The sequence below is a fragment of the Prosthecobacter sp. genome, assembly GCF_044227185.1.
GTDB lineage: Bacteria > Verrucomicrobiota > Verrucomicrobiia > Verrucomicrobiales > Verrucomicrobiaceae > Prosthecobacter.
The window spans coordinates 140,973-156,416 of the sequence record NZ_JBGAFO010000007.1 but is presented as its reverse complement, the minus strand read 5'-3'; the positions used below and the strand labels follow the sequence as shown (position 1 = coordinate 156,416).

Annotated in this window: 10 protein-coding genes; 5 read left to right on the top strand and 5 right to left on the bottom strand. The window is 61.1% G+C overall.

The features are described 5' to 3' along the window. Window positions 1-15 precede the first annotated feature (15 nt). Complete coding sequence (gene glgX / locus ACILSQ_RS17645) at window positions 16-2,229, bottom strand: glycogen debranching protein GlgX (RefSeq protein ID WP_395744970.1); 2,214 nt, start codon at window positions 2,227-2,229, stop codon at window positions 16-18. Between the two features lie 34 nt (window positions 2,230-2,263). Here glgX and ACILSQ_RS17640 point away from each other — a divergent pair, with 34 nt between their 5' ends. Continuing rightward, window positions 2,264-3,487: a GDSL-type esterase/lipase family protein gene (locus ACILSQ_RS17640; RefSeq protein ID WP_395744969.1), complete on the top strand. Its 1,224-nt coding sequence runs from the start codon at window positions 2,264-2,266 to the stop codon at window positions 3,485-3,487. 158 nt (window positions 3,488-3,645) lie between these two features. Here ACILSQ_RS17640 and ACILSQ_RS17635 read toward each other — a convergent pair whose 3' ends face one another. Beyond that, window positions 3,646-4,287, bottom strand: a complete 642-nt coding sequence (locus ACILSQ_RS17635; protein WP_395744968.1) for a response regulator — start codon at window positions 4,285-4,287, stop codon at window positions 3,646-3,648. Further along, entirely contained in the window at window positions 4,280-6,253 is a 1,974-nt protein-coding gene (locus ACILSQ_RS17630) for an ATP-binding protein (protein ID WP_395744967.1), read from the bottom strand. The genes ACILSQ_RS17635 and ACILSQ_RS17630 overlap by 8 nt, the downstream gene beginning before the upstream one ends. A gap of 125 nt (window positions 6,254-6,378) precedes the next feature. Here ACILSQ_RS17630 and ACILSQ_RS17625 point away from each other — a divergent pair, with 125 nt between their 5' ends. The 4 genes from ACILSQ_RS17625 to ACILSQ_RS17610 are packed head-to-tail and all read left to right on the top strand — an operon-like array spanning window position 6,379 to window position 12,652. Further along, on the top strand, window positions 6,379-8,775 hold the full coding sequence (locus tag ACILSQ_RS17625; protein ID WP_395744966.1) for a DUF1592 domain-containing protein: 2,397 nt from the start codon (window positions 6,379-6,381) through the stop codon (window positions 8,773-8,775). A 12-nt stretch (window positions 8,776-8,787) separates the two neighbouring features. Beyond that, window positions 8,788-10,185, top strand: a complete 1,398-nt coding sequence (locus ACILSQ_RS17620; protein ID WP_395744965.1) for a DUF1552 domain-containing protein — start codon at window positions 8,788-8,790, stop codon at window positions 10,183-10,185. A gap of 32 nt (window positions 10,186-10,217) precedes the next feature. Then, the gene (locus ACILSQ_RS17615) at window positions 10,218-11,219 is read left to right on the top strand and encodes a leucine-rich repeat domain-containing protein (protein WP_395744964.1); all 1,002 of its coding nucleotides are present in this window, start codon (window positions 10,218-10,220) and stop codon (window positions 11,217-11,219) included. An 8-nt stretch (window positions 11,220-11,227) separates the two neighbouring features. Continuing rightward, a complete protein-coding gene (locus tag ACILSQ_RS17610) occupies window positions 11,228-12,652 on the top strand; it encodes a hypothetical protein (protein WP_395744963.1) in 1,425 nt (474 codons plus the stop codon). A 3-nt stretch (window positions 12,653-12,655) separates the two neighbouring features. Here the strand turns inward: ACILSQ_RS17610 and ACILSQ_RS17605 are convergent, their stop codons facing one another. Next, a complete protein-coding gene (locus ACILSQ_RS17605) occupies window positions 12,656-13,456 on the bottom strand; it encodes a DUF1080 domain-containing protein (RefSeq protein ID WP_395744962.1) in 801 nt (266 codons plus the stop codon). A 10-nt stretch (window positions 13,457-13,466) separates the two neighbouring features. Continuing rightward, window positions 13,467-15,380, bottom strand: a complete 1,914-nt coding sequence (locus ACILSQ_RS17600) for a DUF4261 domain-containing protein (RefSeq protein ID WP_395744961.1) — start codon at window positions 15,378-15,380, stop codon at window positions 13,467-13,469. Window positions 15,381-15,444 lie beyond the last annotated feature (64 nt).

Below are 15,444 nucleotides of genomic sequence, written 5' to 3'. Positions count from 1 at the left end.
ATAATAGGGGCTTTCCTAGACCTTCGGCTCCAGTGTCTCCGGATCTCCGGCCGCCAATGACAGGCAGACGACGCCCGGGGCTATCAGCGGGTATGATTCCGCGCCGCCGAGGGTGGAGGGCTGGAGCGGGAAGGAGGGACAGAGGGCGGTATCAAAGACGAGGGTCCAGAGCGTGCTTTTGTTTCCCAGCAGGGTGAAGGGCTGGGGCTCGGCGCTGTTGCTGAAGAGCAGCAGCAGGGGGCTGGCGGCTGCGCCTGTGGCGCCTAGCAGGGCGCCGAAGCAGCGGCGGGTGTCCTGGTGCCACTCCTCGTGGTTCAGCAGCGTGCCGTCGTTTTCCAGCCAGATGACGTCGCGCAGGCCGATGGCGGGGTTGAGCTTGCCATCGAAATAGCTGCTGCGGCGGAAGGCTGCGTGGCTGCGGCGGAAAGCCGTCATCTGCCGGGTGAAGGCCAGCATGTCCTCGTCGCAGATGCTCCAGTCCAGCCAGCTGATGGGGCTGTCCTGACAGTAGGCGTTGTTGTTTCCGCCCTGGGTGCGGCCGCGCTCGTCCCCGGCGGTGATGAAGGGGACGCCGAGAGAGCACATCATGGTGGCCATGAGGCCGCGGCGCAGGCGTGCGCGTGCCAGCAGGATCTTCGCATCGGTGGTGGGGCCTTCCACGCCGCAGTTGGTGCTGTGGTTGTTGCTGTCGCCATCGCGGTTGTCCTCGTTGTTGGCTTCGTTGTGCTTGTTTTCGTAGCTCACGAGATCCAGCAGCGTGAAACCATCGTGCGAGGTGAGAAAATTGATGCTGGCCAGGGGCGGGCGCTGATTCCAGCCGAAGACGTCCTGACTGCCGCAGAGGCGCTTGGCGAATTCGGCGGTGCACCCTGCGTCTCCACGCCACCAGCTCCGCACAGTGTCGCGGTATTTACCGTTCAGCTCGCGCCAGGGTTCGGGGAAATTGCCCACCTGGTAGCTGTCCATGCGGGAGATGTCCCAGGCTTCGGCGATGAGCTTGACCCGGGAGAGCACGGGGTCCTGCGCGATGGCGCTGAGGAAGGGGGACTGGCGGTTGAAGCCGTCTTTCTCGTCTCGCGCCACGGTCACGGCCAGGTCAAAGCGGAAGCCGTCCACATGCATCTCTGTGACCCAGTAGCGCAGGCTGTCCAGAATGAGGCGCAGGGCGGGAGCGCTGGCGGAGTCGATGGAATTGCCGCAGCCGGTGACGTTGACGTAGTCCGCGCCGTGCTCGCCGAACTCATGGCGGTAGTAGCTGTGGTCATCCAGCCCACGAAACATGAGCGAAGGGCCGTGCTCATTGCCTTCGGCGGTGTGATTGTAAACGACATCGAGAATCACCTCGATGCCCGCGGCGTGCAGGGCCTTCACCATGGATTTAAACTCGCGCACCTGCTCCTGCGGATCTGTGGCGGCGGCGTAGGTGTTGTGCGGGGCGAAGAAGCCGATGGTGTTGTAGCCCCAGTAGTTGGTGAGATCGCGGCCGAGCAGAAAGCCATCGTCCAGGTGCTGATGCACGGGAAGAAGCTGCACGCTGGTGATGCCGAGCTGCCGCAGATAAGTAGTGACGGACGGATGCGCGAGGCCCGCATAGGTACCGCGCAGCCCGGCGGGCACGGCGGGGTGGGCTTGCGTGAAGCCCTTCACATGCAGCTCGCAGATCACGGTATCCTGCCAGGGCACGCGGGGCCGGGTGTCGCCAGACCAGTCAAAGGATTCATCGATGACCACGCTTTTGAGCGCTTCGGCGCCGTTGTCTATGCGGCCCTGGGCGTGCCGGGGGTCTGGCAGGGTGCGCATGTGCTCGGCCTCGCTGGGTGTGCCATGGATGGCGCGTGCGTAGGGATCGAGCATGAGCTTCTTGGCATTGAAGCGCATGGCGTTTTTTGGCAGCCAGGGCCCCTGGGCGCGGTAGCCGTAGGGCGTGCCCGCTCTGACGCCGAGCACCGTGACGTGCCAAAGGTCGCATTCGGCGCGCTGCATGCGGATGCGGGCGGTCTCGCGCGCAGGGCACGTTGGGTCGTAGAGGCAGAGGTCCAGCGCCACCGCATGGCGGGAGTGTACCACAAACTGAGCTCCTTCGCGAAGGAGGGTGACGCCGGGGCAGAGCGGCTCGCCGCGGGTCTCGAAGGAAACGGGGGTGACAGGAGATGCAGCCACGCGGGGAGGGGCGGGCGAGACGGCCTGCCGGGCAAATTTGCGTTTCAAGCTGGTGAGCAAAGGTTGCATGAGTCCCACAACGCACAACGTTTGCCATGCCGCCATGAATTATCATCGTTTTGTTCTGCTTTTTCTTGTTCTGACCGCGCCCTTCGCTGTCGCGCTCGAGCCGGCGAATCCGGCGCGTTTTGAAAAGGCCATTCAGGCCTTTGAGGCGGAGGATGCCGCCAAGGCGCCCCCGAAGGATGTGACCGTGTTTGTAGGCGCGTCCAACATCCGCCGCTGGCAGTCGCTGCCGGAGCGCTTCAAAAAGACGCCGGTGCTCAACCGCGGATTTGGCGGCTGCCACCTCAGCGATGTGGCGTTCTTTGCCGAGCGCTGTGTCATCAAATACCAGCCGAAGCAGATTTACGTGAATTCTGGGGGCAATGACATCCATGCGGGGCATACGCCAGAGGAGGTGCTGGCGTCTTTTGACGCTTTCGTAACCAAGGTGAGAGCGGCCCTGCCAAAAACTCCTGTTTCCTTCCTTTCGATTCCGCCTTCGCCCTCCCGCTGGAGCGAAGTGGAGCAGGTCAAAAAGGCGAACGCGCTGATCGCCGCCTTCTGTGCGAAGCAGGGCCTGGAATTCATCGACACCTTCACGCTGCTGCTCAGCGCGGACGGTCAGCCAAGGCCTGAGCTGTATGTGAAGGACCAGCTGCACTTCAGCGAGGCGGGTTACGATATCATCACCTCCGCGATCCGCTGGCAGAAGGAGATCATGGCCTTTGGCAAGCAGGATGCCGAGAAGACGCCTCCGGAAAATCCGATCATTTTCACGGGAAGCTCCAGCATCCGCCGCTGGACGAGCCTGGCTGGCGATTTTCCCGGCCTGCCCGTGATGAACCGCGGGTTTGGCGGCTCCGAGGTCTTTGACTCCTTCAACTATGCGCATCTGACGGTGATCAAGTACAAGCCGCGTATGGTGGTCTTTTACGCCGGGGGCAATGACATCGCCGGAGGCAAGACACCGCAGCGGGTGGTTGAAGATTTCAAAGCTTTTGTGACGAAGGTGCACGCGGCGCTGCCGGAGTGCCGCATCTGCTACATCTCCAACGCGCCAAATCCGAAGCGCTGGAGCATGATCGACAAGATGATCGAGACGAACCGGCTGATGGAGGAGTTTGCCAAGACGGACAAGCGGCTGCAGTTCATCAATGTCTATCCGCACATGCTGGGGCCGGATGGGATGCCCAAGCCGGACATCTTTGTGGAAGACCAACTGCACATGAATGCGAAGGGGTACGCGATCTGGAGGGAAGTGCTGGGGCCGTATGTGAAGTAGGGCGGTGGAGCCGGCCGCGCAGACTTGGCAGGGTGTGGCACTTCAAAAATCTGAAATCGATTGTTTATCAATCGTCAACCATGTTTGGCTTCGGCGCTTCTGAACCGAAGGATTGACGATTGTCGAGCAATCGATTTTTGATTTTCGAGGTTCCGAACCTACACGAGCCCCTCCTTCACCGCCTTCGCAATCGCGCTGCCGCGGCTGCGCACCTGGAGCTTTACGTACACGCTGCGGATGTACTCATCCGCGGTGTAGTAGCCGATGCCGAGCTGGGCGGCGGCGTCTTTGATAGTGCTGCCGTTCACCAGGAGCTTGAGAATTTCCAGCTCGCGCGGCGTGAGGCCGTAGTCCTTCTGCGGGGTGTTGGCTTTGGAAAACATCTCCAGCACGCGTCGTGCGATGTGCGGATTGATGGGCGAGCCGCCGGCAGCAGCGCTGCGGATGGCAGCGGCGATGTCTTCCGTGCTTGAGGTTTTCAACAAGTATCCGGCGGCACCGGCGCAGATGGCGCGGAAGATTTTGTCGTCTTCTTCAAACACGGTGAGGATGACGATGGCGGCATCTGGCGCAAGCTGTCGCAGCCGTGCGATGCCTTCGATGCCGTTCATGCCGGGCAGCCCCACGTCCAGGAGCAGCACCTGCGGCGCTGGTTCGGTGGTGAGCGCGGCAAAGGCGTCCTCGCAGGCGGTGAAGCGCTGTGTGCAGGAAATTCCCTCTAGACGGTTTAAGGCGCGGGCGAGACGCTCCCCGTAGGTTTTGTGGTCTTCGATGATCCAGAGGTGGATGGGGTCAGGCATGCAGCGGCAGGGTGAGGGTTAAAACGGTGCCTTCAGGAGAAGAGGTGATTTCCGTGCGCCCCTGGTGCTTGGCGGCGCGGCGGTGGAGATTGGTGAGTCCCATGCCACTGGTGGTGGTGGCGGCGGTGTCGAAGCCGTGGCCGTTGTCGCGGATGGTGAGGACGAGGTTGTTGTGAGCCTGCTTGAGGGTGATGCGCACCTCCGTGGCGGCGGCGTGGCGGGTGATGTTGTGCAGGGCTTCTTTGAACATCAGCATGAGGTCGCGCTGGCGGTCCACGGAGAGGCGGCGGGTTTGGGCGTGCTCGTCCAGATCAAGCGTTTGGGAAATGCCACGCAGCATGCGAGCGGCGGTTTCTCGCAGGAGCGTGGGGAGGTCATCGGTGCCGTAGCGCTCGCTCTGCATGAGGCGGGTGATGTCGCGCATGGCGCCAACGGTTTCGTCGGCGATCTCTTTGATCTCCTGCAAATCTTCGCGCGCTTGGCCGCTTTGCGCCCCCTCGGCCAGGATGTCCTGCGCGATGAGGGCGATGCTGCCGAGGCTGCTGCCGATTTCATCATGCAAATCCTGCGCGATGCGCTCGCGCAGGCGCTCCAGTTCCTGCTGGCGGAGCTGCCGCTGCCGCCGCAGCCACAATAGCAGAACGATGACGACTGCCGCGACGATGCCGACGAGGAAGCCCGCAGCGATGCGCTGCCAGCGCTGGGTGACGTGCTCGCGATTGGTCTCGATCAAGCCAAGCTGGTGCTGCAGCTCCCGTCTTTGAGAAAGAGCGGCAAGCCATTCAGGCCAGTCCACGATGTTCGCACTGCTGGCAAAGCCGTCCACCAATGCGGCGCGGGACCAGCCGTCCCGCTCGGTGGAGTCGGGGGAATTCACGTCGCCGCCGAGAGCGATGTTTTTGCCCTCGGACCAGACCTGCATTTCCGCCATGGCCAGCACGACGGCCCCATTGCTCACGTGCGGGGCCAGCAGCTGCATGCGCACAAAACGCGCGCGATGTGCGCCGACGATGGTGACCACGTTGTCTCCAGGCAGGGCATTGTAGCTGCCTGCCTGAGGTTCAGGGAGAATGCGCGGCTCGTCATTGTCTTCTTCACGAAGTTCAATTTGATAACGCACTGGAAAGCCATAGCCGTGGCTGTGGGCAAAGAGCGGCGGATGAGCGGGGAAAAAGCGGATTTCGTCAATGGGACGCACTGTGCCGAGGTCGATCTCCAGCCAGGGATTGGCGTAGGGGCGGCTTTCGCTGGTGGGCACGCTGCGAAAACCGAGCGTGGGGCTGGGGCTCGTGCCGAGCGGTGGGCCAAGCACGGTGTGGCCATCCACGAGATTGATGCGGCCCCAGTCTGGCCGGGTACCCTGGCTGCTGCTGGCGCGGACGGCATTGGGACCGATGGCCTCCAGGCGCGCGCCGAGGTTTTGCTTTCCCTGAAGCAGCATCACTTCTCCGAGGGCGCAGAAGCAGCTCTCCCCGGTCGCGCAAAGGCGTGTGGCGGTGATGCGCACCTTTTGTGCCATGCGTCCGCCGGCGGGGATGACCACGGGCAGCGAGCCCGGATTCGGGAAATCTTCCGCGGTGTGGTCGGCGATGATGGTGCGCTCATTATCCTCCCCTTCATCCAGCAGTTCGACGTAAAAGCGCAGCGGGAAGCCGTAGCCGGGCGTGACGGAGGCACCGTTTGGCGGAGGTGCGATGAGCACCACGGAGTCGATCTGCTGCGCCTGCCCGAGATTCAGCTCCACCCACTCCGCTTTGTCGCGTGAAGAGGAGTATTCGCTGTGCCAGCCCAGGCGCTGGGTGAACTGCACCTCCGGCGCTGCGGGCATGCTGCTGAGGTTTTGCTGAAGGGCTGTGCGCTCTGCTGCCAGCGCTCGCATTTCAGGAATCCACTCCGCGATCTCGCCACAGGCTGGCTGGTTCCACAGCAGCAGGAGAAACAAGCATGGATGGAGGGTGCGCCGCACGGTGGGTGGAGCTTAGCGAGGAGGTGGCGATAGTGCCACAGCCTTCTGGTGGGACTGCGGCCCCCGAACATTCGGGGGCGCTGCACAAAGCCCTCCCGGGCCCCGTTTTGTCCCCCGACCGACCGATGACTCGCCTTCCCACCTTTGCGCTGACCGCCTCCGCATTTCTGATCTCCCACGCATTGATGGGTGCTGAATCGCGTGAACTGACCAGCCTCGTGCGCCCGTTCTTTGAGCAGCATTGCAACAAGTGCCACGATGCCAAAAAGCAGAAGGGCGATCTGCGCGTGGATAATCTCGTGGTGGACTTGCAGTCGCCCAAGATCATGGGGCACTGGGAGGAAATCATGAGCCGTATCAACTCTGGGGACATGCCGCCGGAGGATGAGACGAGGCCAAAGCCCGAGCAGATCTCCGCCGTGGCAGACTGGATCGTGCAGCAGCTGCGTGAATCTGAAACCGTGCGCCAGTCCTCCGCGGGTGAGCGTGTGGCCTTTCGCAAGCTGACGCGTGACGAGTATGGCAACACGATCCGTGATCTGCTGGGCGTGAACTTTGATGTGAAGGCGCCCACCGGTTTGCCGGAAGATCCGGACTGGAAGGGCTTTGAGCGCATCGGCTCCGTGCTGACGCTCTCGCCTGCGCATGTGGAGAAGTATTTGAGCGCGGCGGATGCCATCCTTGATGAAGCGCTTTCTTTGCGTCCCGAGCCGAAACGCGAGGTGATCCGCTGGGAGGCTTTTGACATGCGCTGGAAGGGCTTCAAGGAGGAGTATCAGGCGCGTGGGATCGCGGACAAGGTGCGCATTGAAATCGTGCCGCGGAACTACACCACGGATTCCTGGAACATCGACATCAAGACCACGGGCGATTACCTTCTGCGTCTCAAGCTCAGCGGGCTGCGTCCCGAAGGCGGACGCCCGCCGCGGCTGAAGGTATACATGTCCAGCATCAACACGACGCTCATCGAGCAGGACGTGGACGCGCCGGAGGACAAGCCCATCACGGTCGAGGCGAAGGTGCATCTCGTCGCGGGCAAGTATCCCGTGCGCATCATCAACTCTGTGCCGGGGCCGAACCCTGAAGGCCGGCGCTCCCGCCACAGCGGCACGCCGAATGCCTTCACCACCACGCGCAGCCGTGTGCCGTGGCAGATGAAGCTGACGGACGATGACTTCAAGCCCATCCAGCCGACGCTGATCATCGACACCGTGGAGTGGGACGGCCCCATCGTGGACTCCTGGCCGACGAAGGCGCATCAGCAGATCTATAGCAGCAAAGATGCGCGCGAAATCCTCACCAACTTCGCCACCCGCGCCTGGCGCAGGCCGGTGCAGGCGAAGGAGATCGAGCGGCTGATGCAGCCGGTGCAGAAGTCGCTGGAACTGGGAGATTCCTTTGAGGTGGCGGTGAAAAACGGGCTCATGGGCGTGCTGTGCGCGAAAAGTTTTCTTTATCTGGAGGAAGGGGATGCTGCGAAGGCCGCGCCCACGCTGAGTGACTACGAGCTCGCCTCCCGCCTCTCGTATTTCCTGTGGAGCTCCATGCCGGATGCACGGCTGCTGGATCTCGCCAAACAGGGCAAACTGCACGAGGCGAAAACGCTGGGAGCGGAGGTGAAGCGCATGCTTGCCGATACCAAAGCGCAGGAGTTTGCCGACAGCTTCCCACGCCAGTGGCTGCAACTGCGCAAGGTGGGCATGTTCCCGCCGGACAAGGAGCTGTATCCTGATTACGACGAAAATCTGGAGCAGAGCATGATGGCGGAAACGCTGGGATTCTTCAATGAGGTGCTCAAGCGCAACGGCAGCCTGCGCGAATTTCTCGACTCCGACTGGACGATGATCAACGAGCGCCTGGCGATGCACTACGGTATCGAAGGAATTCGCGGCGATCAGATGCAGCGCATCGCGCTGAAGCCGGACGATCATCGCGGCGGCTTGCTCACGCAGGCTTCCGTGCTCAGCCTCACCTCCGATGGCACGCGGCATCGTCCGGTGCATCGCGGTGTGTGGATGCTGGAGTCCATTATCGGCAAGCCTCCGCCTCCGCCCCCCGCTAACGTGCCCGCGCTGAGCACGCCGGATGCGAAAGCCAAGAAAACGACGGTGCGTGAAAAGCTGGAGCAGCACCGTGCCGACCCGAACTGCACCGCCTGCCACAACAAGATCGATCCCCTCGGCATCGCCTTTGACAACTACGACGCCATCGGCCGCTGGCGTACCGTGGAGACGATCAAGGACGGCACCGGAGCAGACCCGACACTAGACCCCAGCGGCGTGCTGCCTGATGGACGCAAGTTTGCCGACTCGGTAGCTTTGAAAAAGATCCTGCTGGAGGACGAAGACAAATTCGCCGCTGCGGTGACCGACAAGCTGGCCACGTATGCGCTACGCCGTGGCATGACCTTTTCGGACCGCGAGGAGCTGAAGCGGATCACCGAGGAGTCCAAGGCGAATGATTACAAACTGGCCTCGCTGATTGAGGCGCTTGTCACCAGTCCGCTGTTTTTGAAACGTTAGTCTGAATTCACCATGAGCAACATCCAATCCCAACGCTGGCTTCTCAACCGCCGCCACTTTCTGCGCGGGCTCGGCACCACCATGGCGCTGCCTTTGCTCGATGCGATGACGCCTCTGCGTGCCAGTGCCGCCGCCACGGTCAAGCCAAGACGCAGTGTGTTTGTGTACATTCCCAACGGCGTGAATGGCATGACGTGGCAATGCAAGCAGGCGGGGCGGGGCTATGAGCTGTCTCCTTCGCTGAAGCCGCTGGCGAAGCATCAGGAGGATTTTACCGTCTTCAGCGGGCTGCATCATCCGAACGGCCTCGGGCAGGCGCATGTGTGCGCGGATACGTGGCTCACGGGCGCGAAGATCGATGCGCAGGGCGGGCGCAAATACGAGAACACGATCTCCTGCGACCAGATGATGGCCGAGGTGGTAGGGCAGCAGACACGCTTCAATTCGCTGGAGCTTTCCATATCCTCGGGCACCGGGCATCCCTTTGGTACGAACACGCTGGCCTTCTCCCGGGATGGCGTGCCGCTGCCGGCGGAGGACAATCCGAAGCTGATCTTCAACCGCTTGTTTGGCGAAGAGCCGGGAGGCATTGGTGCACAGCGTGCGCGCCTGACCAAACGCCGCAGTGTGCTGGATGCCGTGCTGGATGATGCGAAGTCCCTGCGTCTCGCGCTCGGCTCCGATGACCGCACCAAGCTGGACGAATACATGCACGCTGTGCGCGATGTGGAGCAGCGCACCGAACGCCTGGAAGCGTGGCTGGATATCCCTAAGCCGGTGGTGGAAAAGAATCTCGCGGCACCCTTTCAGCGTGATGTGCCGAAGGCGCAGGCGGGTGAGTACTGGCGCACGATGTTTGACATCATCGTGCTGGCGCTGCGCACGGACATGACGCGCGTGGTTACTTACATGAACGGCAGCGAGGGCAATGGGCTGGCGATTCCTGAGATCCAGATCACGCAGGCGCGGCATAACCTGTCGCATCACAACGGCGATCCGCTGATTCTTGACCGTCTGGCGAAGAGCGATGCTTTCATCATGCAGCAGTTTGCGCATTTCCTCGATGAACTGCGTGCGGTGAAGGACGGCGATGAGCCGCTGCTGGATCGCACGATGGTGCTCTTTGGCAGCGGCATGAGCTACGGTCACAGCCATTGCAACAGCAACCTGCCAATCCTCCTCGCTGGTGGCAAAGGCCTCGGCCTGAAACACGGCCAGCACCTTGACTACAACAAGCCGCATCTCAAAGAAGACTACACGCTGAGCTACGACGAGTGGCGCATCCTCTGTGGCAAGCCCAAGGATGGCAAGGCCCGCCTGAGCAACGTGCTGGTAACCATGCTGCAAAAGATGGAGGTCAATGCCGAGACCTTCGTGGACAGCCTCGGGCCGGTCAGTGAGATCGTGTGATTGCAGCCCCCGCTTTTACCCAACCTACTCCCATGAAACAGACCCTCTCTCTCATCACCCTGCTGTCGTTTGCCGCAAGCGTTTCCGCTCTTGCTCTGGATCCTCATGTCGAAGCCGTCACCAAGATTGTCGAAGGGGCCAAAGGCAAGGTCGAGAAGACCGAAGATGGTCAGAGCCTGAAGCTGGTGGATCTCGCGGTGCCAAACACCGGGCCGCATGATCACCGCAAAGAGGATCCGTATGATGCCGCCTTCTTTGAGCATCTCGGCCACATCACCACGCTGGAGTCGCTGAATATCATTTCCACCAAGTTCAATGACGAGTGGATGCCAAACATCGCCAAGCTCACCAACCTCAAGACGCTGCGCTTTACCAACAACGGCTCGCTCACCGATGCAGGCATGGCGCAGCTCGCGGGACTGAAGAATCTGGAGACCTTTTCCTTTGTGGGCACCAAGATCACTGGGCGTGCGTATGCGAAGTTTGAAGGCTTCACCAAGCTGATCAAGGTGAGCCATCGCGGCAGCAGCATTGATGACGAGGGTTTGAAGGAACTGTGCGATCATCTGCCGAATCTCGAGAGCATCAGCCTGGCTCATGCGAAGTTCACGGACGCCGGTGCTCCGAATCTGGCCAAGCTTACGAAGCTCAAGGGGCTGGAACTGGGTGCCCACGCCACGCCTGCCGCACTGAAGAACATCACCGCTCTGCCGCTGGAGTATCTGCAACTCGGCGAGGGCTTTGATAAGTCTGAGTCGCTGCCGATCATCAAAGACATCAAGACGCTGAAGCGCCTGACGCTGACGAACTGCAAGACCACCACCGACGATGACCTCAAGGTGCTGGCCACGATGACGCAGCTTGAATCTCTGGAACTGGGCAGCCCGGCCATGCCGGAGGAGCGTCTGGAAGTACTGAAGGGCTTCAGCTTTCTCAAGGAACTCAAAATCATCGACCGTCAGAAAGGCTATCCGGCGGAGACGCAGGCCAAGATCAAGGCTCTGCTGCCGAAGGTGGACGTGAAATTTCAGTGATCCAGCTCATGCGACTCCTTTGCTCCCTGCTTCTTGCTTCCTCTTTGTTCGCTCATGCGATGGAGTTTCCCTCGCTGAATGATGCCAAGCGCATTCGTGGCGAGCTGGTCAGCGTGGACTTCATTTTGCGCAAAGGCGAGTTTCGTGCGGACGACGGCTCGCTGGTGCCGTTCTCCATGCCGCCGTATGCGATCATGAAGTACAAAGGCGTGGAGGCGGATCTGCGGGAGGTGCCGCTGGGGACGAAAATGACCTTCCTCATGCTGCCCGGCTCACAACTCATCACCACCGATGATGGCCAGCCGGCTGATGCAGCGCAGTTGAAGAAGTTCCGTGAGTTTACGGAGAATCGCGGGGTGGCCGGCTGGATCGACAAGACGGAAGGAAACACCGTCACCGTGACCTTTTTCAGCGCGGATCCAACGGCGTTTCAGGCGGCTTATGGCGAGGTGCTTGCCCTGGGCAAAGAAGGCAAGCTCTGCGTGGCCAACGACGAGCTGCGCACGTGGAATCCTGGCGTGGACGGCGAGCGCTGCACCATCACGGAAGTGAACAAGGTGCCCAGCGAATACTTCGGCAGCAGCGGCGTGCAGGTGACGGTGAAGGTGAGCAACATGCTCGAAGGATTTCGCCGTGGTCGTGTCGTGCGCGTTTTTCTTGGCGGCTGGAAGGTGCAGGATCAGTTCTATGGCGAGAGCCTCATGGGCTACGGATTTGGCCGCATGCTCAATCAGGAGCTGGTAGAAAACGTGGCCCGTGATTACCCGGAGCAGTTTCCTTTTCGCACGGATTTCAGCAATGAGAAGCTGCCCTGGTATCAGCTCAAGGATGACTTGAAGCCGCCGCCCTTTGCCGAGCACACGGTATTTGGCCAGCTTCTACAGGTGGATGGCAAGAATGGCACGGGCCAGTTTCTCTTCGAGCTGACGGGCGAGACTGCGAATTTTAGGTTGATCAAGCACCACACGCTCAAGTTTCTCGGAGCGGATCCACAGTTTGCGCAACTGCCCACCGGTCAGCGTTATCGCTTCCATGTTTTCCAGGATGAAAAGGGCGCTTTTACCCGCGTCAGTTTCATCAGCGATGACTTCAGTCACGCCAGCGCCAATGCCATCACGGCGCGTATCACTGCTGTTCACGGAGATCAGATCCGCGTAGCCTGGCAGCTTCCCCTGGTGAAGGACTACAATGGCGACATGCAGCGCCCGCAGGACATCGGTGCCTGCATTCTCTGCGTGAGCGATGCCACCCGCGTATGGAAGGCCGATCAGCAGGTAAAGCTGGCCGACCTGAAGGAAGGTGATGCGCTGCTTTTCAACCGCACTGCCGAACTGCCTGGGAAGCCCTCCGTTTGCACGGATCTGTGGATCGGTGAGGAGACGCACAAGCTCGTGACGGAGAAGCAGCGCAAACCTGCTGTGGCCAGGAAGTAGCTGCTACTTCACGGCCTCGTCCTTCTTCGCGTTTTCATCGCGGCGGTGCAGGGGGCGCACCCAAATGTTGCGGTAGCGGGTGGGGTTGTGATGATCCTGCAGCGCGAAGCCAAACTCCTGGATGGTTGTTTCAAGAGGGACGGCATGCTGCACGATGACGCCGTTGTGCAGCACCGTCATGCGTGCGGGCTGGAGCACTTTGCCTTTGTCGTCGAGTTGGGCGCACTCGCAGATGATGTCGTAGCTCTGCCATTCGCCGGGTTTGCGGCTGGCGTTTACCAGCGGGGGATATTTGCTGTAGATCGCCCCGGCCTGGCCATCTGGGTAGGTGTCGTTTTCATAGGAGTCGAGCACCTGCACCTCGCCCCAGCCGTGGATGAGTACGCCGCTATTTCCGCGGCCCTGGCTGGTGCCCACGACTTCAGAGGGCGTAGCCCATTCGAGGTGGATCTGGCAGGAGCCGAATTTGTCTTTGGTATCGATGTCGCCGCCTTTCGGTTTGATTTCGGCATAGCCGTTTTCGATTTTCCAATTGGGCGCATCGCTCTGGTCCTTGTCGTCTTTGCGCGGTCTGCGGATGAATTTGGAAAGGTCCTTGCCATCAAAAAGCACGATGGCGTCGCTCGGTGCGGTGGCAGCTGTGGGCGGTGTGATCACCGTGGGCCGCGGGCGCTGCATGTCTCCCTGCCGGTAGATGCCACCTGGCGTGAAAGGCTTTTCCTTTTTGGGTTCAGCCGGTTTCGCGGGATCGGCGGCGATGGCGAGGGCAGGGAAAAGCGAGGCGATGATAAGTGTGCGATTCATGGTGGGCTGGCTATCTGGGGTTTGTTGGCTCAATCGGGAAAGCTTTCTTTTGAATCGTCGGGGATTTTTTGATGCCGGAGGATTTGTCCAATACAGCGAGGAGGATTCCGCCAATGAGGCCGGCGATAAAAATCCCCCAAATGATGAGCCTGATCAGGTTCCCGCAGCCAGACCGGCTGGCATTGTGTTCCTCGACCATTCGATCCACCTGGCGGTCCAGTCTGGCCACTTCCGCAAAACGGCCTGGATTCATTGAGCCAGGAGGCGCGGGTGTGCCGGTGGCGATGTGCCAGGGGATCTGGACGATCGCGCCCTGCGGCCCGGGCATGGCGAGAAAGGGGATGAACGGCACGTCCTCGGGAGGCATCCATGACTTGCGCATGAGCACACTCAGCAGGGTGAAGTGATGGCCGTGGGTTTCTTTCAAAGGGAAGGCCTCGCGGTAAAACAGGCGATATTCGTCGTTGGACATGATCCGCGCTGTTCCGGGAAACTTGGTTTTGTCCCCCTCACCGGCATAAAGCTCATAGGCCACCATGGCATACACACCAGCTGCGATGATTTCCGTGCTGGTCTGTTCCGTGGCGACGATGACTCCGCAGGGAAGAAGCGAATGAGCTTCTTTATTAAACGCCGGGTTCGTCATCATCGGCACGGCAAACCAGACCTGTCCATGCGAGGCAAGGTGCTGGTACTGATTCCAGAGCTCCGGAGTCTGCTGTCCCCAGATTTGAACCTTCTTCCAGGTTTCGGCGGCCTCCTTTTTGGACATTTCCTGCGCCAGCGCAAGCTTCAGAGCCATGGGGATGTGCGCCTCATCATAATACACGGTCCGAAAGGAAGGGGAGCGCATCCACTTGACGGCACGCATGCGGATGGCGTCACGGTGCGGCAGCCAGGCCTCCAGCTTCGCAATCACTTCGTCCGCTTCGGTGGCCGGGCTGGTTTCCTCAGACGGCCCGGGCGCCACTGCCATGGGGGCGGCGGAGAGCCGGGGCGGCTCTGGCGGAGAGCCGTCCATGGTCCAGTGCAGAACTTTGCGCGGCGGCATCATGCAGGCTTGTTCGCGTTCCTCCGTACGCCAGCGTCTTTCGTGCGGACCGTCTGTGGTGTGGCCGCTGGCAAACCGTACGGCGTTGTCGGTCTGGTAGTGCAGCAGATTGATCAGGAAGCTGATTTGCTCCGAACGGGTGACTGCGGCATCCACCCAGGCAAATTCGTGGTCCTGCATGCCGAGCTGCTCCATGCCGATGGAATCGACAAACGACCAGCCGTCATCGACCGCGCAGCCGCGCAGGCGGCACACAGCCTCGATGGGATAGGTACTTTGTTCCTGTGCGCCGCTCAAGATTTGCCCCAGAGTCTCCAAGGAGAGGATCAGTTCGCTGCTCGGATTGAAGTATGCGAGTGCGCCCTGCAGGCCAGCGAGAGAGGCGGCCAGGTGCAGCAGCAAACCGAGCTCCTGCGCCGGATGCGCCTTTTCAGGCTGCATGGGTCGTGCTTCCTCCGTACCCTCAGGTGCTGGGAAAAAATGACTGACACGGAGGCGCACGAAGGCGCGGTGGTCGCACGCGGCGGTTCCGTCCGTTTGGCAGGCGGGAGCCTGAAGTGCACGCGCCAAAGCTCCGGGGTGAACAAAGGGGCCAAATGCGCCGAGAGCGTGAGCCGAGGTGAGCAGCGTGGGGTCTCCACTGGCGCCCATTTCGTCAGGCCAGGGAAACTCGCAGATGTCCACCGAGCAGGTCGCGCCGCTTTCAAAATCGGTTTTCAGGGTGAAGCCAGCCCCCTGCATCTCAGGCCAGTCGGCGGCGTCTTCGTCGGCAGCGATGGTGTGCCCGTGGCGTTCAAGGTGATGCCGCAATGAGCCTGAATCAGGGGCTTCAGAAAAGAGAACAGCGATTCCCTGGGAGAAAAAGATCGACATGGGTCCGGCCGTCCGTAGCAGCATTGCTTTTGATTGACCAGAAAAAAGAGGCCGGCGATCCGCC

Bases quoted from the DNA above. Each gene is read 5' to 3' on its own strand.
- ACILSQ_RS17640 (WP_395744969.1), top strand. From the start codon at position 2,264: ATGAATTATCATCGTTTTGTTCTGCTTTTTCTTGTTCTGACCGCGCCC.
- glgX (WP_395744970.1), bottom strand. From the start codon at position 2,229: ATGCAACCTTTGCTCACCAGCTTGAAACGCAAATTTGCCCGGCAGGCC.
- ACILSQ_RS17625 (WP_395744966.1), top strand. From the start codon at position 6,379: ATGACTCGCCTTCCCACCTTTGCGCTGACCGCCTCCGCATTTCTGATC.
- ACILSQ_RS17610 (WP_395744963.1), top strand. From the start codon at position 11,228: ATGCGACTCCTTTGCTCCCTGCTTCTTGCTTCCTCTTTGTTCGCTCAT.
- ACILSQ_RS17600 (WP_395744961.1), bottom strand. From the start codon at position 15,380: ATGTCGATCTTTTTCTCCCAGGGAATCGCTGTTCTCTTTTCTGAAGCC.
- ACILSQ_RS17635 (WP_395744968.1), bottom strand. From the start codon at position 4,287: ATGCCTGACCCCATCCACCTCTGGATCATCGAAGACCACAAAACCTAC.
- ACILSQ_RS17620 (WP_395744965.1), top strand. From the start codon at position 8,788: ATGAGCAACATCCAATCCCAACGCTGGCTTCTCAACCGCCGCCACTTT.
- ACILSQ_RS17605 (WP_395744962.1), bottom strand. From the start codon at position 13,456: ATGAATCGCACACTTATCATCGCCTCGCTTTTCCCTGCCCTCGCCATC.
- ACILSQ_RS17615 (WP_395744964.1), top strand. From the start codon at position 10,218: ATGAAACAGACCCTCTCTCTCATCACCCTGCTGTCGTTTGCCGCAAGC.